At 61.0% G+C, this 22,793-nt stretch carries 16 protein-coding genes; 11 read left to right on the forward strand and 5 right to left on the reverse strand.

Going from position 1 to position 22,793, the window contains the following annotated elements; translation table 11 throughout:
- Window positions 1-253 precede the first annotated feature (253 nt).
- The gene (locus ABEG21_RS23720; RefSeq protein WP_347559014.1) at window positions 254-823 is read right to left on the reverse strand and encodes a TetR/AcrR family transcriptional regulator; all 570 of its coding nucleotides are present in this window, start codon (window positions 821-823) and stop codon (window positions 254-256) included.
- A gap of 629 nt (window positions 824-1,452) precedes the next feature.
- Between ABEG21_RS23720 and ABEG21_RS23725 the strand changes: the two genes are divergently transcribed.
- Complete coding sequence (locus ABEG21_RS23725; protein WP_347559015.1) at window positions 1,453-3,123, forward strand: glycosyltransferase family 39 protein; 1,671 nt, start codon at window positions 1,453-1,455, stop codon at window positions 3,121-3,123.
- 48 nt (window positions 3,124-3,171) lie between these two features.
- On the opposite strand, the gene ABEG21_RS23730 is transcribed toward ABEG21_RS23725, so the two are convergent.
- Window positions 3,172-3,813, reverse strand: coding sequence for a hypothetical protein (locus ABEG21_RS23730; protein WP_347559016.1), 642 nt, complete (start codon window positions 3,811-3,813; stop codon window positions 3,172-3,174).
- Between the two features lie 614 nt (window positions 3,814-4,427).
- Here ABEG21_RS23730 and ABEG21_RS23735 point away from each other — a divergent pair.
- The 3 genes from ABEG21_RS23735 (at window position 4,428) to ABEG21_RS23745 (ending at window position 8,689) form a co-directional block, all read left to right on the forward strand.
- Window positions 4,428-5,228, forward strand: a complete 801-nt coding sequence (locus ABEG21_RS23735) for an SH3 domain-containing protein (RefSeq protein WP_347559017.1) — start codon at window positions 4,428-4,430, stop codon at window positions 5,226-5,228.
- 340 nt (window positions 5,229-5,568) lie between these two features.
- Complete coding sequence (locus ABEG21_RS23740; RefSeq protein WP_347559018.1) at window positions 5,569-6,234, forward strand: group III truncated hemoglobin; 666 nt, start codon at window positions 5,569-5,571, stop codon at window positions 6,232-6,234.
- Window positions 6,224-8,689 (forward strand): EAL domain-containing protein, encoded by a 2,466-nt coding sequence (locus ABEG21_RS23745; RefSeq protein ID WP_347559019.1) that lies wholly within the window; start codon window positions 6,224-6,226, stop codon window positions 8,687-8,689. Before ABEG21_RS23740 ends, ABEG21_RS23745 begins: the two co-directional genes overlap by 11 nt.
- Window positions 8,690-8,693: 4 nt before the next feature.
- Here ABEG21_RS23745 and ABEG21_RS23750 read toward each other — a convergent pair whose 3' ends face one another.
- Window positions 8,694-10,094 (reverse strand): MFS transporter, encoded by a 1,401-nt coding sequence (locus ABEG21_RS23750; RefSeq protein ID WP_347559020.1) that lies wholly within the window; start codon window positions 10,092-10,094, stop codon window positions 8,694-8,696.
- Window positions 10,095-10,351: 257 nt separating this feature from the next.
- Window positions 10,352-10,966: a TetR/AcrR family transcriptional regulator gene (locus tag ABEG21_RS23755; protein WP_347559021.1), complete on the reverse strand. Its 615-nt coding sequence runs from the start codon at window positions 10,964-10,966 to the stop codon at window positions 10,352-10,354.
- A 362-nt stretch (window positions 10,967-11,328) separates the two neighbouring features.
- On the opposite strand from ABEG21_RS23755, the gene ABEG21_RS23760 reads away from it, so the two are divergent.
- Together ABEG21_RS23760 and ABEG21_RS23765 are read left to right on the forward strand one after the other, a co-directional pair.
- Complete coding sequence (locus tag ABEG21_RS23760) at window positions 11,329-12,774, forward strand: NAD-dependent succinate-semialdehyde dehydrogenase (RefSeq protein WP_347559022.1); 1,446 nt, start codon at window positions 11,329-11,331, stop codon at window positions 12,772-12,774.
- Window positions 12,775-13,097: 323 nt separating this feature from the next.
- A complete protein-coding gene (locus tag ABEG21_RS23765; RefSeq protein ID WP_347559023.1) occupies window positions 13,098-14,432 on the forward strand; it encodes a PAS domain-containing methyl-accepting chemotaxis protein in 1,335 nt (444 codons plus the stop codon).
- A gap of 139 nt (window positions 14,433-14,571) precedes the next feature.
- On the opposite strand, the gene ABEG21_RS23770 is transcribed toward ABEG21_RS23765, so the two are convergent.
- Window positions 14,572-15,813, reverse strand: coding sequence for a multidrug effflux MFS transporter (locus tag ABEG21_RS23770; protein WP_347559024.1), 1,242 nt, complete (start codon window positions 15,811-15,813; stop codon window positions 14,572-14,574).
- A 623-nt stretch (window positions 15,814-16,436) separates the two neighbouring features.
- On the opposite strand from ABEG21_RS23770, the gene ABEG21_RS23775 reads away from it, so the two are divergent.
- From ABEG21_RS23775 to ABEG21_RS23795, 5 genes are all read left to right on the forward strand, one after another.
- Entirely contained in the window at window positions 16,437-17,183 is a 747-nt protein-coding gene (locus ABEG21_RS23775; protein ID WP_347559025.1) for a gluconate 2-dehydrogenase subunit 3 family protein, read from the forward strand.
- 1 nt (window position 17,184) lies between these two features.
- Window positions 17,185-18,966: a GMC family oxidoreductase gene (locus ABEG21_RS23780; RefSeq protein WP_347559026.1), complete on the forward strand. Its 1,782-nt coding sequence runs from the start codon at window positions 17,185-17,187 to the stop codon at window positions 18,964-18,966.
- Between the two features lie 7 nt (window positions 18,967-18,973).
- Entirely contained in the window at window positions 18,974-20,377 is a 1,404-nt protein-coding gene (locus tag ABEG21_RS23785; RefSeq protein ID WP_347559027.1) for a cytochrome c, read from the forward strand.
- A 227-nt stretch (window positions 20,378-20,604) separates the two neighbouring features.
- Entirely contained in the window at window positions 20,605-22,068 is a 1,464-nt protein-coding gene (locus ABEG21_RS23790; protein WP_347559028.1) for an ATPase domain-containing protein, read from the forward strand.
- The gene (locus tag ABEG21_RS23795; protein WP_347559029.1) at window positions 22,068-22,784 is read left to right on the forward strand and encodes a response regulator; all 717 of its coding nucleotides are present in this window, start codon (window positions 22,068-22,070) and stop codon (window positions 22,782-22,784) included. Before ABEG21_RS23790 ends, ABEG21_RS23795 begins: the two co-directional genes overlap by 1 nt.
- Window positions 22,785-22,793: the final 9 nt, after the last annotated feature.

The following is a 22,793-nucleotide window of genomic DNA, read 5'->3' on the forward strand; positions in this document are numbered from 1 at the left end:
GCTGCGTCCGGCCGCATGACGAGCCGCGACTTGCGTCTACGCTAGACCGCTCTGTGCGGTCGTAAAATTCCGTAATAAACCCGTTCATAAAACAAAAACGGCGCAAACCCGGTAGGGAACTGTGCCGTTTTGTCTTGTACAAACGTTTGCTTACTACGGTCGCTCTGTCGCGCGCTCCGGACCGGGCAGAGAGTTGTTGTACTTTCAGGTATTCCCTGTCCGAAAACAGATTCAACGCGGCGCGAGTTGAAAATCAAGCGCTAACCGTCATTGCCTCGACCTGCAGCAGGGACTTCACTGCGTTCCAGGCATCGCTTGCCGCGCCGACACGGCCGGTGAGTTGCGCTTGGAGCGTCGCCCCGTCGAGCATCATCACGACGATCGGGGCCAGCGCGCTGGCGCGCTCGTCACCGGCGATTTCCGCAATGATCTTCTCGATCGTCGCCGTCAGCTCTTGCTTCTGAGAGACGGTAACCGTATGAATTTGCGTGCCCTTATCGGCGAACTCGGACGCGGCATGCGCGAACAGGCTGCCCGAGAAGGCTTCGCTGCCGAACCAGCGCGTATGCCAGTTGAAAACGCGTTCGAGCGCTTCCATCGGGCTCGCCGCAGCTGCGATGTCCGCGTTGAGCTGGTCCGCGAGAACCTTTTTCTGGAATCGAAGCACTTCGACGACCAAATCTCCCTTGGACGGGAAATATCGGTACATCGTCATTTTCGACACGTTTGATTTGGCGATGATCCAGTCCACGCCGACCGCATGAAATCCGTGGCGACCGAAAAGTATCGTGGCGGTATCGAGTATTTGTTGGCGCTTATCCATGATCTCAGAACCCAACTGTCTGTTATGGATCTATTATACGATTCAAATCCGATTTGTAAATTGTCGACAGGCTTATTTTCTATAACAGGTGCGGGGTTGGCGCCACATTTTCCGAATAGACCAGGCGATATTTGTCGTCGCACCAAGAATTGTTGTCGATGCAGGTACATGTCGCCTGATGTTACCGAATGTTATGTCACCTGATAATCACTTACGTATGATGAATCATATATACGAATGGTGATTTCGCGCAGTACCATTCCGTATCCAAATTCGAGACAATCGGTTGTTTACCAATAAGACTTATTCTTATTTCCGCGCAGAATGGTTCGCGAATAGAACACAATTTTTCACGATATGTTTCATTAAACATAGCCGTGTTATGGATTTTGCAAGGAAGGCGCGGGCGATAATGTAATCATCGTATGAATAAAATCGCTGCCTTGGCTTATTTTCCAGGATGGCATTTATCGGCCTCGTCGGGCCGGACGCCGGCACGTCGTCGCGGGGCAGATGCGGCGCGGTGCGCCTGTGCGGGTGGGGTATCATGCGCCGCAGGGGTCCCAGGTGCGTGGGCGTCGAATCGTCATCGATCGAGCGCTGCGCCCGAGTTTCGATATTCAAGTGATATGCAAGCCAATCCGTCTCTTCGTCCGCCGCTATCGCGCGGCACCGTGCTGCTGCTGTTGATCGCGTTCGCGCTGATCTGGTTCATCCCGCTGGGCATGCGGCATCTGATCCCGACCGACGAAGGGCGGTATGCGGAGATGGCGCGGGAGATGTTCGTGACCGGGGACTGGATCACGCCCCGGTACAACGGCTATAAGTATTTCGAGAAGCCGCCGTTGCAGACCTGGGCGAATGCGCTGACGTTTGCGGCGTTCGGCGTGGGCGAGTGGCAAGCGCGGTTGTATACGGCACTGACGGGCTTTGTGGGGATCTTCGTCGTCGGCTTCACGGGAGCGCGTCTTTTCGGGGCGCTGGCCGGTTGGAGTGCGGCCCTGGTCATGGCCGCGGCACCGTACTGGAATCTGATGGGGCACTTCAATGCGCTCGATATGGGACTGTCATTCTGGATGACTGTTACCTTGTGCGCATTGCTGCTGGCGCAGCGCGACACGATGACACGCGCGGGCCGACGCGGCTGGATGTGGCTGTCGTGGGCCGGCATGGCCATGGCGATGCTGTCGAAGGGCTTGATCGGGATCCTGATCCCTGGCACGGTGCTGATCGTCTATATGGTCGTGGCGCGCGATTGGCGCGTGTTCCTGCGCATTCATCTGCCGTCGGGCCTGCTCGTTTTCCTGCTCCTCTGCGCGCCGTGGTTCGCGCTGGTGCAGCGAGACAATCCCGAGTTTTTTCACTTCTTCTTCATCGTCCAGCAGTTCGATCGCTATTTGACGCCGGATCAGAACCGCCCCGGACCGCTGTATTACTTCGTTCCGGTATTGCTGGTGGGGATGCTGCCGTGGCTGTCGCTGTTGCCTGGGTCGTTGCGAGGTCTGCTACGCGCGCCGCGTGAGGCAAATCGTTTTTCGCCGACATTGATGCTGGTGGTCTGGGCGGCGTTCATCTTTGTCTTCTTCAGCGCGTCGCATTCGAAACTGCCGTCCTATGTATTGCCGGTCGTGCCGGCGCTCGCCTTGTTGCTGGGGCGCGTGTTGCCGGACCTGTCGCCGCGCGGCTGGCGCTGGCATCTCGCGGGGTATGCCGTGCTGTTGTCGGCGGGAATCGTGGCGGCAGCCGTGTTTCTGCGGCGAATGGGATCGGACGACACGCCTAACGCGCTGTATGTCGCCTATACGAACTGGGCGTGGCTGGCGCTGGCCTGCGGGCTTGTCGGACTGTTGGCCGCCTGGCGTCTATCGCGGCGTTCGATGACAGCGTCCGTGCTGTCTTTTGTGGCCGGTTGGTGCGTGCTGGTGACGGTGGCCGGTACCGGGCACGAAGTGTTTGGCCGCTTCCGTTCCGGTGCCTTGCTGGCGCCGACTGTGAAGTCGGTCCTGGCAGGACTACCCGCCGACACGCCGTTCTATTCGGTGCATAAGCTGGATCACACCTTCCCGTTCTATATCGGGCATACGATGATCATGGTGCGCGATCCTGACGAGCTTGCCTTTGGCGTAGCGCAGGCACCCGCCCAATGGGAGCCTACCGACGCGGCGTTCACCGCAAGCTGGAATCACGATACGCACGCGTTGGCGTTGATGCCGCCGGGCGTGTATGCGGAATTCCAGCAAGCGCATCTGCCGATGACAGTGATTGCGCGCGACCCGTGGCGCGTCATCGTCGAAAAATAAAGCCGGCGACGGCCGCCATCGCGAAACCGAGGGCTGTTCCGCGCGCGTTTACTCGAGGGCAAACGTCGAAATGCCGCTACCTTTACCGGTGGTGGTAAACATATGAAGGTCCAGTGCATAGGGGACGGCCCGTATTTCAATCTCGGTGGCCTTCCGCGTGACATGGTCGTCGATCATCCACCACTGATCGTCCTTTCGGACGTAGGCGATGAAATGCCCGTTCGCGTAGTAACTGAAACCGGTGACCGTCGCATGGGCGTTTGCTGCAATGCGCATCATGGTCGGATAATCGATCAGGTTAGCGTGACCGAAGACGCGCTTTCCGGCTTCGAAATGCATCTGCGCCGCCCTGAGCATGGCGTCGTTGTCGGAATCACCAGGACGTTGTGCGTTCTCGGCTTCGAAGAGGTCCATTTCGATATACGGCGAATGGGGCGGATAGTCCGCGGCAAAGGTGCTCCGCCCCAACATCACCGACATGGCCTGTGCACTGTCCGCGGCGCCAGTCGCGGGAATATAGTTGTCGCTGCCGAGGGTGTACGCGGCCTGGTTAGCGACGGTGCGCAGATAGTGCACGACAGCGTCCCGGCGAAGATCGAAGTCGGTACCGGTAATGGCAGGATTGTCATAGGCGTCGAAGAATTCGGCGAATTGTCCCGTCGGATGCAGACGTTCGACGTCATCTCTCAATGCGGTCCTGTTTGCGACCACTTGCAAGGCGGCGTTGAGGAAGCAGCTCCCATCTCTATTGGGCAGTCCGCGAAGTGCGGTCGGACCGGATGTCACAGGAGGCTGATTTTCTATATGCATCGATGGCGGGAGCGCCGCGCCTGCCGGCGGCGCGGGACTGTCGCCGCCGCCGCACGCGCTTATCGACAGCAGCGCCGCGAAGCCGAGGGTCATGGCACTTAAATAGCGGCGCATAGGTAGCGTGCGGGTGTGGCGTGATGTCTCCAAATGGCGCATGTCTTAGCTTCGGATAGTAGGGAAGCGTTGACTATACGGAGGCGCATACCGCTTGCATCGACAAGTCACGAAGTTGCCCCCTGTCAGGCGAAGACGCACGAAGTCCCGGGTGTGTTCGCGAAAGCGGCCTCGCCGAGAATGCGCCGCCCGGTTGATGTATCCAATTGCAAGCGCAAGAGGAACCCGCGCGCCCCGCGTAACGTGTAGACACAATTCACAACAGATTCCTACGGCCCCTTCCGATTTAATGACAGGCATCGGGATCCGGCAATACGCAAAGGATTCCAATGCCGGCCACTGGGCTTGGCAGCAGAGCGCTGGAGACAGCAGGAGAAATCATGTCGCACAATAAAACCGTCAATGTCCTCCGCGTATTGCAGGCCTTGCGGGTGAAGTCGAGGCAACCGGGCACGCTGGCCAGATTCGGCGGCATCGCGGCGCTCGCCCTCGCGGCGCCATTCGCGCACGCGCAATCGGCACCTGCCTTCACCAATGCGCCTGCGATCATTCGCGCGGGCCCATCGCAAGACTATCCGGCCGTCGCGCAACTGCAGGGCGGCACGCCGCTGCAGGTTATGGGATGCGTGGAAGGGTACACCTGGTGCGATGTCTCTCTGCCGGGCCTGCGCGGCTGGGTCTATGGCGGTCGGCTCAATTACGCCTATCAAGGTAATCCGGTGCCGTTGATGTCCTATGGGCCGCAGATTGGTCTGCCGATTATCGGATTCTCATTCGGCTCGTATTGGGGCGATCACTATCGCGCTCAGCCTTGGTATGGTCAGCGTGATCGGTGGGAGCACATCGCGCCGCCGCGGCCGGAATGGCACGGTGGGCCGCCGCCGGGACGCGGTCCGGAGTGGCATGGCGGCCCGCCGCCAGGGCGCGGACCCGAATGGCATGGCGGTCCTCAGCCACGTCCGCAGGAATTCCATGGCGGTCCGCCGCAGGGCGTGCGACTCGAACAGCATGGCGGACCGCAACCCGGTCCGCGTCCGGAAGAGCATCGCGGTCCCCCTCCGGGCGGTGGCGGACATCCGCCCGAAGGCCCGCACGGCGGTGGCGGTCAAGGTGGGCGCCCGCCGCAACAGGGCGGCCATGGCGATGGCGGCGACCATCGCGGCGGCCCACCGCACGGCTGATCGCGACAGACGTGAGACTTTTGCAACACGAAATCTGAAAAAAGTGAGGCAATGTTTGCAGTCTGAACCCTTACGGGTTTATACTTAACTCGTCTCCTCCATGTCTCAACCGATATGGATTCAGCCCGCTCCTCGTGAGCGGGTTTTTTTTTGCCTGCAATATGACTGTGTACGATGTCATAACAGTCGTTTTTCTGGCAAGATGGCGCGATATTGATGCGTGATGGCACCAATGCGCGAGTCGGGCATCCCTCGGGTGCGTGTTTTTGTTCGACTTGGGTGTCACGATACCTTGCCCTTCGACCAGACTGCCGAGTGACTCGCCGGCGGTCGAGTAACGATGAAACGACACACCGCGTCCCCGTCCGTAGCGGATTCGATCACCGCTTTGCCGCCCGTCTCGCAACCCGCTTTGCAGCCGGCTGCCGGCATCGACGGGACGCAGTCCACGCCTGCAAGCGATGCCGTGCTCACACCGACGGACGCGCCCGATGTTTCCCCGGACATCGACGAAGCGATGATCGGCTGCCTTGTCGACGCGTTTTACACCCGCGCGCGCGAAGATGCAATCTTGGGGCCGGTCTTCGATCGCCATGTCGACGACTGGCCGACGCACTTGGCACGGATCGGGCAATTCTGGGCGTCGGTCTTGCTGTCCACCGGCGCCTATACGGGCAGTCCGATGCAGCGACACGCGCCGCTCCCGATCGATGCAACGCACTTCCAGCGTTGGCTGACGCTCTTCGAAGAAACGGCGGCGCGCGAATGTCCGCCTGCCGCCGCGCAACGCTTCATCGAGGCTGCGAAGCGCATGGCGCGTAGCCTTCAGCTTGCCCGTGCGCCTTTGCCACCTGTGCGCCCGCGTCCTGCGTCGCATGCGGCGATGCCGATATCGGCGTCGCGCGTGCCGTCAAACGGTCAGGGCAGCGGTACCACTGGATCGACCGCTGCCCGAATCGCGGCGCTGCGCGCTTTGCTGCCGGAGCCGGGCGACGATGCAAAATGATCGTCGGCTGTCGTCCAGCCCGCGAGACGAAGCGCTGGACGACCTGATGCGCCGCCAGGAGCGACATTTCAGACTGTTGGTTCGCAGCGTTTCCGACTGCGCGATCTATATGCTGGATGTCGACGGCATCGTCAGCAATTGGAACGCCGGGGCGCAGCGGACAAAAGGCTATCTCGCCGACGAAATCGTTGGCCGACATTTCTCCTGTTTTTACACCATGGAAGACCGGGCAACCCGTCTGCCTGAACGCGGACTCAATATCGCGAGAGAGACGGGTAAGTTCGAAGCCGAGGGCTGGCGTCTGCGCAAGGACGGCAGTCGATTCTGGGCACATGTCGTCATCGATGCCATTTATGACGATGACGGCCTTCTGTGCGGCTATGCCAAGGTCACGCGCGACAGGACGGAGCAAAGAGATGCCGACGCGTCGGTCGAACTCGCGCGACGCAATCTTGATCTCGCCTTGTCGCAGATTCAGCAAGGGGTCTGCCTGATCGATCCGGCCGGCCGCATTGTATTGTGTAATGCGCGATTCCCCGGGCTACTGAACCTCCCGGACGGCGATGTCCGACAGGGCACGCGTGCCTTGCGCGTGCTGCGCGAATTGGACCGGGGCGACACCGCTGAATTTCCGCTCGCGCAAGGTCCGAGCAACGGATTGGGCGGTTTCGGCGCGGCGCTACAGGTCGGCTCGGCGCCGACGCGTGGCCCGCGTCGATTGCGGCTGATGTCCCGTCGCTTGCTGGCCTTGGCTCGGAATGGCGCGCACACGTCGCGCGAGGACGTCGCGCGGATCGGCGCCCCTAAAACCGCAGCCGTCGTGCCGTTGGAATGGCGCTATCGCGGCCGACATTTGCTGATTGCGCTGAGAACGATGCCGACAGCACCGGGCGCGATGCCGTCGAGTGGAGGCTGGCTCTGCACGATCGAGGATGTCACCGCGCAGCGGGCGGCGCAGGACCATATTTCCTACCTTGCCCATCACGACACGCTGACCGGCCTGCCGAACCGCACGCGATTCTACGCCCATATGCACGCGCTGGCGCCGCCGCCCATGTCGGCGCTCGGCGCGGAGGTGCGTGCGGTGGCACCGCGGTTTTCCTTGCTCTATCTGGATCTGGATAATTTCAAGCCGGTCAACGACTCCTACGGGCATCACGTCGGCGATTGCTTGCTGAAGGCGGTGTCGGAGCGCCTGCGGGCGCTGCTCGACGACAACGACGTGCTGACGCGCCTCGGTGGCGATGAGTTCGCGATCATTCAGGCGCCGCGCTTCGGTGCCGACTGTCACGAAAACGAAGCACACACCACGGATTTGGCACAGCGCTGTCTGGATGCGTTGATGTCACCGTTTCACATCGGCGATCATCGATTGCAGGTGGGCGTGAGTATCGGCATCGTCATCAGCGACGCGCTGCAGCCGCAAGCGGATGGGCCGATCGACTTGGCCGATAGTACGGCCCTCGTCACGTCGCAGGTCGGGCGCTTCGCACTGGATAGCAAAGCGGGTCTGATGCTCCACGACCCCGACGCCGTGCTGCGATTCGCCGACATCGCGTTGTACCAAGCCAAGCGCCATGGGCGTAACTGCTTTCGGGTCTATCGGCCGGGTATGCAGGACCCGCTCGCAGTCCGCCGCGAGTTGGAGCGGCATTTGCAGCACGCGGTTAATGAAGGCCATTTCACGCTGTCCTACCAGCCCCTGGTGGACGCCGTCAGCGGTCGACTGAACGCGTGCGAGGCACTTTTGAGATGGGATGCCTATCCGTCCGGTGCGATCACCCCGTCGGAATTCATCCCGGTTGCCGAGGAAATCGGCTTGATGCAGCGGCTCGGCAGCTGGGTGCTGGAGCGGGCCTGCGAAGATGCGATGTATTGGCCTGACGATATTCGCGTGTGCGTGAACGTTTCACCGGTGCAATTGCAGGACAGTCATTTCGCCGAATTCGTCCAGGGCGTGTTGGCCCGTACCAGGTTGCCGCCCAGGCGCCTGGAAATCGAATTGACCGAAACCGCGTTGATCACGCATACGTCGAACGCGGTCACGATCCTGAGCGCGTTGCGCGAGTTGGGCGTCGGCGTGGTCATGGATGATTTCGGCACCGGTTATTCGGCGCTGAGTCTGTTGCAGACCTTGCCGTTTTCCCGCATCAAGATCGATCAGCTCTTCGTGCGGTCGCTGGGCGAGAACAGCAAGGCCAATACGATCGTGCGCGCCGTCACGCGACTCTGTTCCGATCTCGGGATTGCGGCCGTCGGCGAGGGCGTGGAGACCGATGCGCAACGGCGCTTGCTCGCCATCGAAGGCTGTACCGAGCTACAGGGCTTCCTGTTCAGCGAGCCGGTGGCCTTGCCTGAACTGAGAAGCATGCTCGGCATCGATGAACGGGGGCTGCGACGCGCCTGGCCAGGCGCGGATCCCCGGTTGCTGGATGTCGTTGCCGACGCGACTTAAACGCTTATTGGCGCTTGCTTCCCCGGGCGATTTCGGCGCCAGCGTCCGCGGGCATGCGGCGCGTGATCGGAATCGATCCTAGGGAGAAGCAACCGATCACGATGAAGGCCGGCCAGAAATCACTCCACGTCAGCGTCTCATGGCCTTGCACATAGCGGGTCAGATGCAGCACGACGGCGGCAAGGGCAACGCCCAAGCCCAATGACATCTGCTGGACGAAACTCGCAAGGCTGGTGGCACGACCGATATCACGGGTCGCAATATCGGAATAGGCGAGCGAGTTCAGGCTCGTGAACTGCAGTGAGGGGAAGAAGCCGCTGAACAGCACGATCACCCAGATGGCCCATACCGGCGTGCCGGGAATAAACGCGCCACAGACGGCGATCGCCGCCGCCGAGAACGCGGCGTTATACATCAGTACCGTACGAAATCCCCAACGACTCAGCGCGGCCGGGGCAAGCGATTTCACCAGAAAAGAGCCGAATGCCGACGCACAGGTAATCATCCCGGACTGAAACGCCGACATGCCGAGGCCGGTCTGCAGTGACAACGGCAGTAAAATCGGCAGCGCGCCCAGCCCCATCCGAAAGAGCGATCCGCCGGCAACGCTCGCCTGGAACGTGGGGATCAACAGGAATCGCAGGTGCAGTAGCGGCTTCTCGACGTTGAAGGCGTAGAGGACATAGAGTCCGCCCAGCGCCGCCCCGATAAAGATCAGTAACCATGCGGTGCCGGCGGAGACTAAGCCGCCACCCAGAACCGAAAGACCGAGCAAAAACGTCGCGCCGCCGCCGGCCGACAAGGCGAAGCCGACCCAATCCAAAGGCCCCGGATGCGGCTCGCGCGAGTTTTTGATAAAGCGCTGGGCTAGCCAGATACCGGCAATGCCGACCGGCACGTTGATCCCGAAAATCAATCGCCAGTGCAAATAGGTCGTGATGAAGCCACCCAGCACGGGGCCGGCAGCCGGACCGAGCAAGGCAGGAATACTGAGGTAATTCATCGCCCGGACAAATTCGCTGCGGGGTACGGCACGAAAGATGATGATGCGTCCGACCGGCACCATCATGGCACCGCCGATGCCTTGCACGAAACGCGCGACGACGAAGTAGGGCAAGGACATCGAGGCCGCGCACAGCAGGGAGCCGGCGACGAAGACACCGATCGCGGTCTGAAACACGCGTAGGGCACCGAAGCGATCCGCCACCCAGCCGCAGATCGGAATGAAGATCCCGAGCCCGACGACATAGGCGATGATCCCGATTTGCAAGACGACCGGATCGCTGTGGAAGTCGCGCGCCATGGCGGGCAGCGACGTGGCGATCACATTGGCATCCATCGATTCCATGAACATCGCGAAAGCGACGATCAACGGGGCGAGCAATTCCCGGGGTATGGCGCGCATGAGCATCGGAGCGGCGTCTGGCGGTATCGACGCCGCCGGTGAGCGCATTCGGGAGCGACCCTGCTTCAGCAAACCAGCGAAGCAGCAGGGCGGTGCGAACGATCAGGGCGCCGACGAACCAGGCCGTGGCATGAAGGAATACGGAGCGCCATTATCCCGGAAATTCATCTCGAAAACGACCAGGCAACGGTTTTTTTGTCCGCGCCGACGACAAAATCACGCGAAAGCGTGAGCAACGCGCGAGGTGCGCATCGGGCCTAACGCAGTGCGGTAGCAAACAGCATATTGCGCGCGAGGACGACCGGTGCCGGATCCCGCATCGTCTTGGCGATCAACACCGCGCCCTGCAACGTGGCTTGCACATAGCGCGCCAGTGCGGCCGGAACGGCAAAGGCCGCGGGACTGGGCGGCGCTTCCGTCGCGGGCGGATGGATCGCGCCAGCCTCGATCGCTTCGGCAATACAGGAGGAGAGACGCAGTTCGACGTGCGCCAGGATGCGGCCGATCTGCATCCGCAGCGCCTCGCTGTGCTCGGCGGTCTCCAGAGCGAGATTGCCGAGCAAGCTACCGTGTTGCACGCCCTGTTCGGTCAAATCGGTCAACACCGCGTCGAAATACGCGTGAAGCCGGCCGATTGCATCGAGTGCCATATTGTCCAATGTGCGGCCGATCAGCGCTTGCGCCTGCTCGAAGTGGAGGTCGACGACCTCCATGGCAAAGGCTTCCTTCGATTGGAAATGATTGGTGAAAGAGCCTTGGGGCACGCCCGCGGCCTGAACGATGTCACGCACGCTCGCGCCGTTAAAGCCGCGCTCGTGCATTACGCGCAGCCCCTCGTTCAACAATTTTGTGCGGTGGGAAGGTTTCGGCATAGTGCGCCAACTATACGGGCGTACGCATTCGGCGGTCAATGAATTGCAAGATAGCAGCAGATTAAGAGCTGTAGGCAGATTTTAAACACTCGTTTGATTTATTCCCGCTCATCCCGTCGCCGACGCGGCGATGCCCGTCTATCGTGGCATGCTTCCGTTGAGCGTTATAATTTGTCTTACAACTTGATGCATTGGTCTTGCCCGAAGTGTTGCGAACGCGTCACTTATCGGCGCGAAGACGACGACGATTTCGGGCTGGGCGGCGCCTGCGGCGCATCGGCATCGAAGGTACACTGAGCGTCCAATGGCGGGTGCTGGTCATGCGGCGCAATGCAGATCCTGGACTTTTGGAGACTTGAGCAATGAGCGATATTCAATACCCGGCGTATCCCGAAGTGAAGCTGTATATCAACGGCGAATGGCAACGGGGTGCACGCGATACGGCGGTGATCAATCCGGCCACGGAGGCGGAAATCGGCCGCCTGGCACTGGCATCGGAAAAAGAGTTGGCCGAGGCGGTGCGGGCGGCGGATCAGGGATTCAAGACTTGGCGCAAGGTGCCGGCACTCGAGCGCAGCAAGATCATGCGCAAGGCGGCCGCCCTGTTGCGCGAGCGTGCGGAATCGATCGCCGCGATCATGACGATGGAGCAAGGCAAACCCCTGGCGGAAGCGCGGGTGGAGACGCTGAGCGCCGCCGACACGATCGAATGGTTTGCCGAGGAAGCGCGGCGGACCTACGGCCGCATCATCCCGTCGCGTAGCCCGCAGGTGCGCAACGTCGTGCTCCGAGAGCCGGTCGGTCCGGTTGCCGCTTTCACGCCGTGGAATTTCCCGATCAATCAAGCGGTGCGCAAGGTGTCGGCCGCGCTAGCGGCCGGTTGTTCGATCGTCCTGAAAGGGCCGGAGGAAACGCCGGCGAGCTGTGCGGAATTGGTGCGCGCCTACGCCGATGCCGGCGTGCCGGCAGGCGTGTTGAATCTGGTCTTCGGTGTGCCGTCCGAGGTATCCAACTATCTGATCGCGCATCCGGTCATCCGGAAAATCTCGTTCACCGGGTCGACGCCGGTGGGGAAACAGCTGGCCGCTTTGGCAGGGCAGCATATGAAGCGCGTGACGATGGAACTGGGCGGTCACGCACCGGTTCTGGTGTTTGCCGACGCCGATATCGATCGCGCGGCGCAATTGCTGGCAGGGGCCAAGTACCGCAATGCCGGACAAGTCTGTATCTCGCCGACGCGTTTTCTGGTCGAGCGCAGTGTCGTTCAGCAGTTTACCGATGCGTTTGCCGCCGCCTCCCGCGCTTTGAAAGTGGGTAATGGCCTGGACGAAACGTCGAAAATGGGGGCACTCGCAAATGATCGTCGGCTGGCTGCGATGGAGCGGCTGGTGGCCGATGCGCGCGAGAAGGGCGCGGAGGTCGTGACTGGCGGTGAACGGGTTGGCGACAAGGGCTATTTCTTTGCCCCGACAGTCTTGCGCAATGTCCCGGCGAACGCGGCGTTGATGCACGAGGAGCCGTTCGGCCCGCTCGCGCCCATCATCGCTTTCGACTCGTATCAGGAGGCAATAGTCGAAGCGAATCGCTTGCCGTTCGGGCTTGCCGCGTATGCGTATTCGCGCTCTGCCGCCACGGTGGCGCGTGTGGGCAACGACATCGAGAGCGGCATGATCTCGATCAATCAACACGGTCTGAGCATGCCGGAAACGCCGTTCGGTGGCGTCAAGGATTCGGGCTATGGCTCCGAGGGCGGGCAGGAAGCGATGGAAGCCTATCTCGTCACGAAATACATCGCCGAAGGCACTTGAGCGGCCAATAGCGGGCCGGATAAAGCTTCCGGTCCGGATCACACCGAAGGGACAGTCGTTACGTAACGACTGTCCCTTTTTTACGTAAGTCGTGGTGAAAAACCGTCAAACAAGTGATTTAGAACCCCGCCCTATCCGGATTTCCGCTAAGCCGCGTCCGCTTGCCTTATTATCCCACATGATAAATAAAAGAATCGTTTAATTGCCGCTGCAATTGTTCGGCTTCGGTAAAACGGGCTGTGAACGGTGTTGCGCATCGAAACGGACCCGTCGCTGCGGTCTGGCGCCTTGCATGGCGCCGCGCCACTTTGCTAGGTGAAGAGATGAAGAAGCTAATGGCCCGACTCGGTCGGTTGAACCATTTCCGGGGGCAGCGCGCCACCGTCCATGGTCGCATGGAAGCACTGGATCGGACGAATGCCGTTATCGAATTCAAAGCGGACGGCACCATCCTCTCGGCGAATGCTATTTTCCTGGATTTGATGGGTTACCGTCTGGACGAGGTCGTCGGCCAGCACCATCGCATTTTCGTGGAAGCGCCGTTGCACGCCAGCAGTGAATACCGCGCGTTCTGGAACAAGTTGTCCACCGGGCAGTTTCATCGGGGGGTGTTCAAGCGTCTGCGCCAAGACGGCAGTGAAGTGTGGATTCAGGCCACCTACAACCCGATCATCGATACCGACGGTAAGGTGCGCCGCGTCATCAAGTATGCAACCGATGTCACGGCCGATGAATTGCGACATGCCGATCATCGGGGACAGGTCGACGCCATTGGACGGGCGCAGGCCGTGATCGAGTTTGCCCTCGACGGGACGGTGCTGGCAGCCAACGCAAACTTCCTCGAAGCCTTTGGTTTCAAGTCGAACGAGGTGATCGGGCGTCACCACAGTATGTTCGTCGATCCGACGTATCGCAAAAGTAGCGACTACCAGACCTTCTGGAAAAAACTCGCGGAAGGTCGGCACGATAGCGGCATCTATCAACGCTTCGGCAAGCACGGGCGTTCGGTATGGATCCAGGCGAGCTATAACCCGATTCGCGATATGAACGGGGATCTGGTGAAAGTCGTCAAGTACGCGACCGACATCACGGCCCGCATCGACGCGACCCAGATGTTGCGAAACGCCGTGGGCGGCCTTTCGACGGCATTGCGGGACAATGCCTCGTTTGCAAGTTCGGCAAACGATCTGGCGCAGCGCACGGCGGCGATGGCACAGCATGGCGGCGATGCGGTCCATGAAATGGTCTCGACGATGCGCGAGATCCACGACGGTTCGAAAGCCGTCGGGGATATCGTCAAGGTGATCGATGGCCTCGCGTTCCAGACGAATCTGTTGGCGTTGAACGCTGCGGTGGAGGCGGCGCGAGCGGGTGAGGCTGGGAAGGGTTTTGCGGTGGTGGCGGGTGAAGTCCGCAACCTGGCACAGCGAAGCGCCGATTCGGCACGGGAGATTCGCGCGTTGATCGACCGCTCGAACAAGCAAGTCGAGCACGGCGTCGCGCTAGTGGAAGATGCGGGCGCGACGATCAGTGAGGTCGTGACCGCCGTGAAGGAAATGGCGACGTCGATGGACGCCATCGTGTCCGCCTCGGAGCAGCAGGGCAATCAACTCGCCGGCTTGCATCAGGCGACCGAAGCGCTGAAGATCGAATCTTGACCTCGACGACCTCGCTAGCGACGCTAGCGTCAATAACGTCGGATTAGCACTTGCCTGATGTTGTTCCGACGCGCGCCTCGCCGCTTCATGCATCGGGCGCTGTGCAGTCGTTCCCTCGGCGTTGTGGCGCGCCGTAACCTCAAACGGCATTACGCCGTTCATACCGCAGCGCGCTGGAAAAGCCAATTTGCGCTGCGACCGCCGTGGCGGTCAGTACCAAGGCAGCGCCCAACTCCGGGCGTCCGGCCAATCCCGTCAGCATCGTGCACAATGCGCCCACCGCCATTTGCGTAAAGCCGTACAGCCCCGCCGCCGAGCCGATCAAGCGATTATCGACGGCCAAAGCCTTGCTGAGCGCGGCTGGACTGGATAGTCCAGCACCAAAGGCATAGATCGAAGTGCAGGCGACGGCCCAGCAGACATCCAGATGGCCGCTCAACACAATCCCGAGAAGCACAACGCTAGCCGCGAGGCTGAAGACATTCCCGGCCATTAAGAGCCGCGTCAACGCGACGCTGCGGATCAGGCGCCGAGTGGTCGCATTGCCGAGCGACATGCCGACGATCAACAGCCCGAGATAGACGCCAACTTCTCCCAAGGGCCGGTGCAAGACCCGCGTCACGATGAACGGTGCGGCAGCGATATAGCCATAGATCGAGGTGGTCGCGCAGCCACCGCCAATCGCATAACCGAGGAAGGCGGGCGCTCGCAACAAGCTGCCGTAGTCGCGCATCAGCTTGCGCATACTGAGCCGGCCGGTGGGACTTGCGGTCTCCGGGATCATCCGCCAGGTCAGAATCAGCGTCGCCGCGCCCAAGGCCGTCAAAACGGCGAAGACCAAGCGCCAGCCGCCGATACTGACCAATGCCCATCCGGCCAGTGGCGCAAAGCCGGGCCCGATCATCATCATCAGATTCATCAAGGCCAGGGCGCGCACCGCCTCGTCGCTGGCGGAGGTATCGCGCACGATCGCGCGACCCAATGCCAAACCGGCGCACCCGCCCAATGCCTGAAACAGACGCGCGACGACCAACACATGCACGCTTTGCGCGCACATCGCCACCGCGCTGGCCAGGCCATACAGCGCCAAACCAAACAACAGCAAGGGACGACGACCGACGCTGTCGGACACCGGACCGTAGAGCAATTGCCCGAGCGCGAGACCGATTATGTAGACGCTGATCGTCGCCTGCATGGCTGCCGGTCCAACGCCAAATGCATGCGCCGCGTCCGGGAGCGCGGGCACGAAGATATGCATCGCCAAGGTGCCGCTGATCGTGATCAGGACCAACAGCCAGAGCGGCGCCTGTGGCGAGGAGGCCCCGGTGGGGGAACCCGCGGGCGAGGCGGTGGACGCGGCCTTGCCGCTAGCGATACGCATCGGGAGGTTCCTGGACAGACTGCAGCGCGGGCGGCTGGTCCGCGATGACGCGTGTAAGCTTTCGCGCCGAAAAGGCGTCTTTTGTAAGCAAGACAATTATACGGATTTTGATTGTCTAGGCAACAATAATTCGACGCTCTGACGCGGTGAGAAGCGAGGTCGCCAGTGTCTGATTTCGGTCGATCCCGAGAGCGGGCGTCGCTTCACAAATTGCAACGGCGATTGGAGGGGGGGCTCGATTGTAAGCCGAGGTCAATCTAGGGAATACCACTAATATGTTAGGGAAATCGCCAATACGGTGCGCATCACGGCGCTGGTCGGCGCGTATCAGGGTTCTTTCACACAAAGATGCGATAGAGAAAAAATGATTTATCTTTCAAAAAGCTAGCAAGCAATCTTGCTGAAGAGGGCGGATCGTCCCTTGGAAAAGACAACGCCTCCCGGTCGCTAATCCGGCAGGTGACAGATCGCAATACGGCCGTCCGCGGTGATATTCCAGCGCAACACTTCGGCCATCGCAGCGTTTCGGGAAACAATTGCCGCGACAATCTGTCGCGAATTTCCCTATAATCCGGTCCGCTGAAAGGTTCACCCCATGACCTTCGCGAATTCGGAGAGCTAGCATGTCAGAAGAAAAAGAGCCGCGCAGACGGTTCTTGCGCCAGGTTCTGGCAATCGTTCCCGCATCGAGTCTTGCTACCGGTGTCGCGGTGTCCACAACCGCTTGCACGCCACCGCACGAAACGAAGACCGCCGATAACGGCGGCGCGACAGCTGCGGCGTCGAATGCGTCGTACGAGCCACGCTATTTCACCCCCGGTGAATACCGCTTCCTTCAAGCTGCAGTCGACCATTTGATTCCGTCGGACGAATATGGCGCGGGTGCGCTCGAATCCGACGTGCCGGTGTTCCTCGACAAGCAGATGGACACGCCCTATGGCCATGGTCAGCTGTGGTACATGCAGGGGCCTTTCCATCCGGACCAACCCCCTGAAATGGGGTATCAGCTCAACCTGACGCCGCGGCAAATCTTCCGCCTGGGCATTGCCGAATCCGAAACCTATGCGAACAGCGCGCACGGCAAGAGCTTCGTGGAACTGGCGAAGGACCTGCAATTACAGGTCCTGAAGGAGATCGAGGCGGGCAAGGCGCATTTCGACAAAGTGCCGGCTAAAACGTTCTTCGGCTTTTTGCTGAAAAGCACGAAGGAAGGCTATCTTGCCGACCCCATCTACGGCGGCAACAAGGATATGGGCGGTTGGAAGATGGTGGGCTTCCCGGGTGCCCGTGCGGACTTCATGGACTGGATCGACCAGCCGAATGTGAAGTATCCGTATGGACCGGTGTCGATTTCGGGAAGGAAGGGTTGAGATGGCGATTAAAAAAGACAAAGTAGATGTCGTGCTGATCGGCTTCGGCTGGACGGGCGCCATCATGGGCATGGAAATGACTGATGCCGGCCTGAACGTTCTGGCGCTTGAGCGCGGCGAATTTCGCGACACGCCAACCGATGCGGCCTATCCGAAGGTCATCGACGAACTGGCCTATTCCACGCGCGGCAAGCTGTTCCAATCGCTGGCCGGCGAGACCTGCACGATTCGCCACAATATGCAGCTGACGGCGGTGCCGTACCGGCAGCATGGGTCGTTCCTGTTGGGCACGGGCGTGGGCGGAGCCGGTTTCCATTGGAACGGCATGATGTATCGGAATCTCCCGGAAGAGCTGGAGATGAAAACCCGCTACACCGAGCGGTATGGCAAGAAATTCATCCCGGACGATATGCAGTTGCTGGATCACGGCGTGACCTATGCCGAGCTCGAGCCCCACTACAACTTCGTCGAAAAACTGATGGCCGTATCGGGTAAGGCCGGCAACATCAACGGGAAGACAACTGGCGCCGACGGCGGCAATCCGCTCGAAGCCGCACGGACCGAAGAATTCCCGACGGCCCCGCTCAAAAAGCAGTACAGCGGCTCCTTGTTCGAGAAAGCGGCCAGGGAAACCGGGTTTCATCCGTACATGGCACCGGCGGCCAACGCTTCTGAGCCTTATACGAACCCCTATGGCGTCCGTATCGGCCCCTGCAACTATTGCGGCTTCTGCGAGAACTACGGCTGCTATATGTACTCGAAGGCATCGCCGCAGACGACGATCCTTCCGGTACTGCTCAAGCGCAAGAATTTCGAACTGCGCACGGAATCGCACGTGCTGAAGGTCAATCTCGACGCCGACGGCAAGCACGCCACCGGCGTCACCTACATCGATTCGCAAGGCCGGGAAGTCGAGCAGCCCGCGGATATGGTGATCCTGACCGCGTTCCAGACCCACAACGTGCGCCTGATGCTGCTGTCCGGTATCGGCAAGCAATACGACCCGGTGACCGGCGAGGGGACCGTCGGGCGCAACTTCGCCTATCAGATGAACGGTGGCGTCAATGTCATGTTGCCGAAGGGCACGGCATTGAACCGGTTCGCGGGCACGGGTGCCGGCGCGGTGGGCATGGACGATCTGAACGGCGACCAGTTCGACCACGGCCCGCTGGGCTTCGTCGGGGGCGCCAGCATCCGTAGCTTGAGCACCGGTGGTCGTCCGATCGGTCAGGCACCGACGGTGCCGGGCACGCCGTCCTGGGGCACCGAGTGGAAGAAGGGCGTTCAGGATGCCTACCAACGGTATATGACGATCGGTATCTCCGGCTCGGTCATGGGCTACAAGGACCGCTACCTCGACCTGGATCCCACGTACAAGGACAAGTACGGCATGCCTTTGCTGCGCATGACCTTCGACTGGCACGACAACGAGTACGCGATGCTCGCGCATATGGGCGACGAGATGGAAAAGGTCGCGAAGGCCATTCCGAACGAAGGCATTTACCGCGCTATCCGTAAGAAGGGATCGAGCTGGGATACCCGCGTCTATCAAAGTACCCATTTGACCGGCGGCGCGATCATGGGCACGAACCCGAAGGAAAGCGCGGTCAATCGTTTCTGCCAAAGCTGGGACGTGCCGAACGTGTTCGTTACGGGCGCCTGTTTGTTCCCGCAAAACATGGGCTATAACCCCACGGGGCTGGTCACTGCGCTGGCGTATTGGTCGGCAAAGGCCATCCGCGAGCAGTATCTGAAAAGCCCGGGTCCGCTGGTGCAGGCATAAGGAGACGATGATGACTAAAAATATTGCGCGCGCCACGGCTTCGGTCCGGATGGCGCGGACATCGGGCGTCCTGTCGTCGTTGGCGGTCACGTTGGCGACCGTTGCCGGATTGGGCGCGTTGGCCCCGTCCGTGCTAGCCCAAACGAGCCAGCCCACGCAAAGCGCCGATCAGGCACAACTGATCAAGCAAGGCGCGTATCTGGCGCGGGCTGGCGATTGTATCGCCTGCCATACGGCCAAGGGCGGGAAGCCGTTTGCTGGCGGCCTGCCGATGGCAACGCCGATCGGTACGATCTACTCGTCGAACATCACGCCGGACAAGACGCACGGTATTGGCGACTATACGCTCGAGGACTTCGACAAGGCCGTACGTCACGGCGTGGCGAAGAACGGCGACACCTTGTATCCGGCGATGCCTTACCCGTCGTACGCCAAGGTCAAGCCGTCCGATATCAAGGCGCTGTACGCGTATTTCATGAACGGCGTGCAGCCGGTGGCGCAAGCGAACAAGGCAACGGATATCGCCTGGCCGATGTCGATGCGCTGGCCGTTGTCGATCTGGCGCAGCCTGTATGCGCCGGCGGTCGTGAGCGACGACAGTATGACGGGCGACGCCGATGCGGTGACGCGCGGCCGATACCTGGTCGAAGGACTGGCGCATTGCTCGGCATGCCATACGCCGCGCAAGGTGACGATGGAGGAATCGGCGCTGAGCGATGACGGTTCGACCTTCCTGTCCGGCGCCGTGATCGACGGTTACCTGGCCAAGAACCTGCGCGGCGACGTCAACGACGGACTCGGTAAATGGAGCGAGGCGGACATCGTCGCCTTCTTGAAGGGCGGTCGCAACAGTCATTCGGCTGCGTTCGGCGGTATGGCGGAGGTGGTCGAGAACAGTACGCAGTACATGACCGATGCCGATCTGACGGCGATCGCGCAGTACCTGAAGACCCTGAAGCCGGTGCGTGCGGACCAGGCGCCGTTGGCCTACAACGATGCCACCGAACAGATGTTCCATAGCGGGAAAGCGAGCAGCAACGGCGCGATCCAGTTCCTGAACAACTGTGCGGCCTGCCACCGCACCACGGGCCTGGGCTGGAAGGAAACCTTCCCCGCCCTGGCCTTGAGTTCGACGGTGAACACGCAGGATCCGACGTCATTGATCCATATCGTCCTGGGTGGCGCGGAAATGCCGTGGACCACGTCGGCGCCGACGCACTACGCGATGCCCGCCTTCGCGCAGCGCTTGAACGACCAGGATATTGCCGATCTGCTGACCTTCGTCCGCTCCGGCTGGGGCAATAATGCGCCGCCCGTCACGCCGGACATGGTGGCAAAGGTGCGCAAGACGCTGCCGGAAACGCCGCGTGAGGCCTCGGAGAAATCGCTGTCGCCGGTGAACAAGGACTGATTCAACGCTCTGGGGCGCTTTCCGGCCCCATTTTTTAGCGCCGCATGCCCTGTCAGGGGTGTGCGGCGTTTTTTTTGGATCGAACCCCATCCGTCGATAGGCAATCTCTGCCGGCGCAGGATCCTCGCGGCATCGGTTATCATATTACCGGCGGCGGCGTACCGGCTGTGTCCACACACGCGACGTCGTCGAGAGCAAGTTCATCAGGCGGGTCACTAAAGATTGAAATGGGAAAACAACTGCAGCGCGTGCTGAGCGACGTGCCCGGCCTGGACACCATCCTGTGCGGAGGCTTGATCGCCGGATCGTCCTACATTATTCAGGGCATGCCCGGAGCCGGTAAAACGATCCTGGCCAACCAAGTCGCATTCGGGCAGGCGCGCGCAGGGCACAAGATCCTTTATGTGACGCTCCTCGCGGAATCGCACGACCGACTGTTCCAGTCCTTGTCGACGCTCGATTTCTTCGATGCCTCGGTGATCGGCACGCAACTGGTCTATATCAGCCTGTTTCAGACGCTGCGCGATGAAGGGTTGTCGGCGCTGGTGGCGGTATTGCGCAAGGAGTTGTCGCGTCAGCAGTGCTCGATGCTGGTGATGGATGGGCTGTTGAATGCCCGCGATCGCGGCGACACGGATCTCGACGTGAAGTCTTTCGTTGCCGAGTTGCAGGGTCATGCTGCTTTCACCCATTGCACCGTCCTGTTTCTCACGAGTGCGCGAATCGACGACGCGAGCCCGGAACACACCATGGTCGATGGCGTGATCCAATTGCAAAGCGAGGAAGTCGGCTCGCGAACCGTCCGTCAGTTGAAGGTCACCAAGTCGCGCGGTAGCGATTCGATCAACGGCATGCACCAGTACAGCATCGCGTCGAACGGGCTGTCGGTCTATCCGCGCCTGGAAGCGGTGTTGTCCCGTCCGAGCAACATTGAGTCGCCTGAATCCACGCGGGTTCCCAGCGGTGTCACCGGTCTCGATCCCTTGATCGGGGGCGGTCTGCCGAAAGCGTCGGTGACGCTATTGCTCGGCCCGTCGGGAAGCGGCAAGACCACTTGCTGTCTTAATTTCCTGACGGCCGCCTCGCCCGAATCGCCGGCGCTGTATTTCGGATTTTACGAAACCCAGGCGCGCCTTGCCTTGAAAGGGCGGGCGTTCGGCATCGACCTGGATGCGCTGATCGATTCCGGCGCGGTCCATATACTGTGGAATCCGCTGACGGAAAACCTGCTGGACGCCTTGGCGCATCAATTGCTGAACGCGGTGAAGCGCTTGGGTGTCGCCCGCGTCGCGATCGACGGTTTCGGCGGTTTCGAGCGGGCGGCGGGGAATGCCGGCCGTCTGCCGGAGTTCCTGTCCGCGCTCAGTAATGAACTGCGCGCGCTCGGCGTGACGACGGTGGCAACGTTGGAGTCGCGCGTGGTGTCAGGCGCCGGGTATGGCGCAGCGTCGCCGACCTTGTCGTCGGCGATGGACAACCTTCTGTTGATTCGTCAGCGCGAAACGCCGGAAGGGATCGCGCGCTCGATGATTCCGGTGAAGGTACGAGACAGCGTGTTCGATTCATCGGCACGGAAGCTGTTCTTCAATGAACGGGGGCTGTTCGTCGACGGCCTGCTGGATTTGCCTACGCTTGAAACGGGGCAGCGGTACGAGACACACTTCAGCAGCCCTGACGACGCTGGAACGTGATGGTCGACTCTCTCGCGCATCGTCCGCACAAGGCCCGCCTCGTTATCGTCGACGATGAATCGTTGATCGTCGAGTCGCTGGCGTTCGTGCTGGAGGACGAAGGTTATGAAGTCTATGCCGCATCGAACGGCAGGGCTGCGCTCGATCTGATCAAAGCGGTATTGCCGGCGCTCGTCATCACGGACTTCATGATGCCGGTGATGTCGGGCCAGGAGTTGGCCGAATCGCTGAAAGCGGATCCGTTGTATTCCACGATCCCCGTAATCCTGGCGAGCGCGGTTCAGAGCGATCAGGCGCGCAAGCGTCAGGATTTGTTCGATGCGGTTTTCGACAAGCCCTATCGGCTGCCCTTGTTGATCGATACTGTCGCGCGCTTGTTGGCGCGACAAACGCCCGGCACGTCGACGCAGAATGCACCGCCCGCCGCCGTGCCCATCGAGGAGCCGGTCTTCCTGTTAGGCAACGGTCAAGCGACCGTACCCGCCTTCCAGTTTTCCTTCCTGTTCCAGGGGCGGGATTATCGCGTGCTGGTGACCGACGACTTCCTGAACCGACACGCGGATGCGTTAAGCGTCCTGGGTGGCCGCGATCACATCCTCGGCAAGTATCGTAAAACCTTCGAAGCGATCGCGATCGGCAAGATCCTGCGCGGCGACGAAGAACCGGTACGCATCATCGGCGACGATCTCGCGCCGAAGAACGGAGCGGCCCGCTAAGCAGGTCGG

The sequence above is a fragment of the Robbsia sp. KACC 23696 genome, assembly GCF_039852015.1.
Lineage (GTDB): Bacteria > Pseudomonadota > Gammaproteobacteria > Burkholderiales > Burkholderiaceae > Robbsia.

Excerpts from the sequence above, each read along its gene's own strand:
- ABEG21_RS23720 (WP_347559014.1), bottom strand. The coding sequence starts at position 823 with ATGGATAAGCGCCAACAAATACTCGATACCGCCACGATACTTTTCGGT.
- ABEG21_RS23725 (WP_347559015.1), top strand. The coding sequence starts at position 1,453 with ATGCAAGCCAATCCGTCTCTTCGTCCGCCGCTATCGCGCGGCACCGTG.
- ABEG21_RS23735 (WP_347559017.1), top strand. The coding sequence starts at position 4,428 with ATGTCGCACAATAAAACCGTCAATGTCCTCCGCGTATTGCAGGCCTTG.
- ABEG21_RS23740 (WP_347559018.1), top strand. The coding sequence starts at position 5,569 with ATGAAACGACACACCGCGTCCCCGTCCGTAGCGGATTCGATCACCGCT.
- ABEG21_RS23745 (WP_347559019.1), top strand. The coding sequence starts at position 6,224 with ATGCAAAATGATCGTCGGCTGTCGTCCAGCCCGCGAGACGAAGCGCTG.
- ABEG21_RS23750 (WP_347559020.1), bottom strand. The coding sequence starts at position 10,094 with ATGCGCGCCATACCCCGGGAATTGCTCGCCCCGTTGATCGTCGCTTTC.
- ABEG21_RS23755 (WP_347559021.1), bottom strand. The coding sequence starts at position 10,966 with ATGCCGAAACCTTCCCACCGCACAAAATTGTTGAACGAGGGGCTGCGC.
- ABEG21_RS23760 (WP_347559022.1), top strand. The coding sequence starts at position 11,329 with ATGAGCGATATTCAATACCCGGCGTATCCCGAAGTGAAGCTGTATATC.
- ABEG21_RS23765 (WP_347559023.1), top strand. The coding sequence starts at position 13,098 with ATGAAGAAGCTAATGGCCCGACTCGGTCGGTTGAACCATTTCCGGGGG.
- ABEG21_RS23770 (WP_347559024.1), bottom strand. The coding sequence starts at position 15,813 with ATGCGTATCGCTAGCGGCAAGGCCGCGTCCACCGCCTCGCCCGCGGGT.
- ABEG21_RS23775 (WP_347559025.1), top strand. The coding sequence starts at position 16,437 with ATGTCAGAAGAAAAAGAGCCGCGCAGACGGTTCTTGCGCCAGGTTCTG.
- ABEG21_RS23780 (WP_347559026.1), top strand. The coding sequence starts at position 17,185 with ATGGCGATTAAAAAAGACAAAGTAGATGTCGTGCTGATCGGCTTCGGC.
- ABEG21_RS23785 (WP_347559027.1), top strand. The coding sequence starts at position 18,974 with ATGATGACTAAAAATATTGCGCGCGCCACGGCTTCGGTCCGGATGGCG.
- ABEG21_RS23790 (WP_347559028.1), top strand. The coding sequence starts at position 20,605 with ATGGGAAAACAACTGCAGCGCGTGCTGAGCGACGTGCCCGGCCTGGAC.
- ABEG21_RS23795 (WP_347559029.1), top strand. The coding sequence starts at position 22,068 with ATGGTCGACTCTCTCGCGCATCGTCCGCACAAGGCCCGCCTCGTTATC.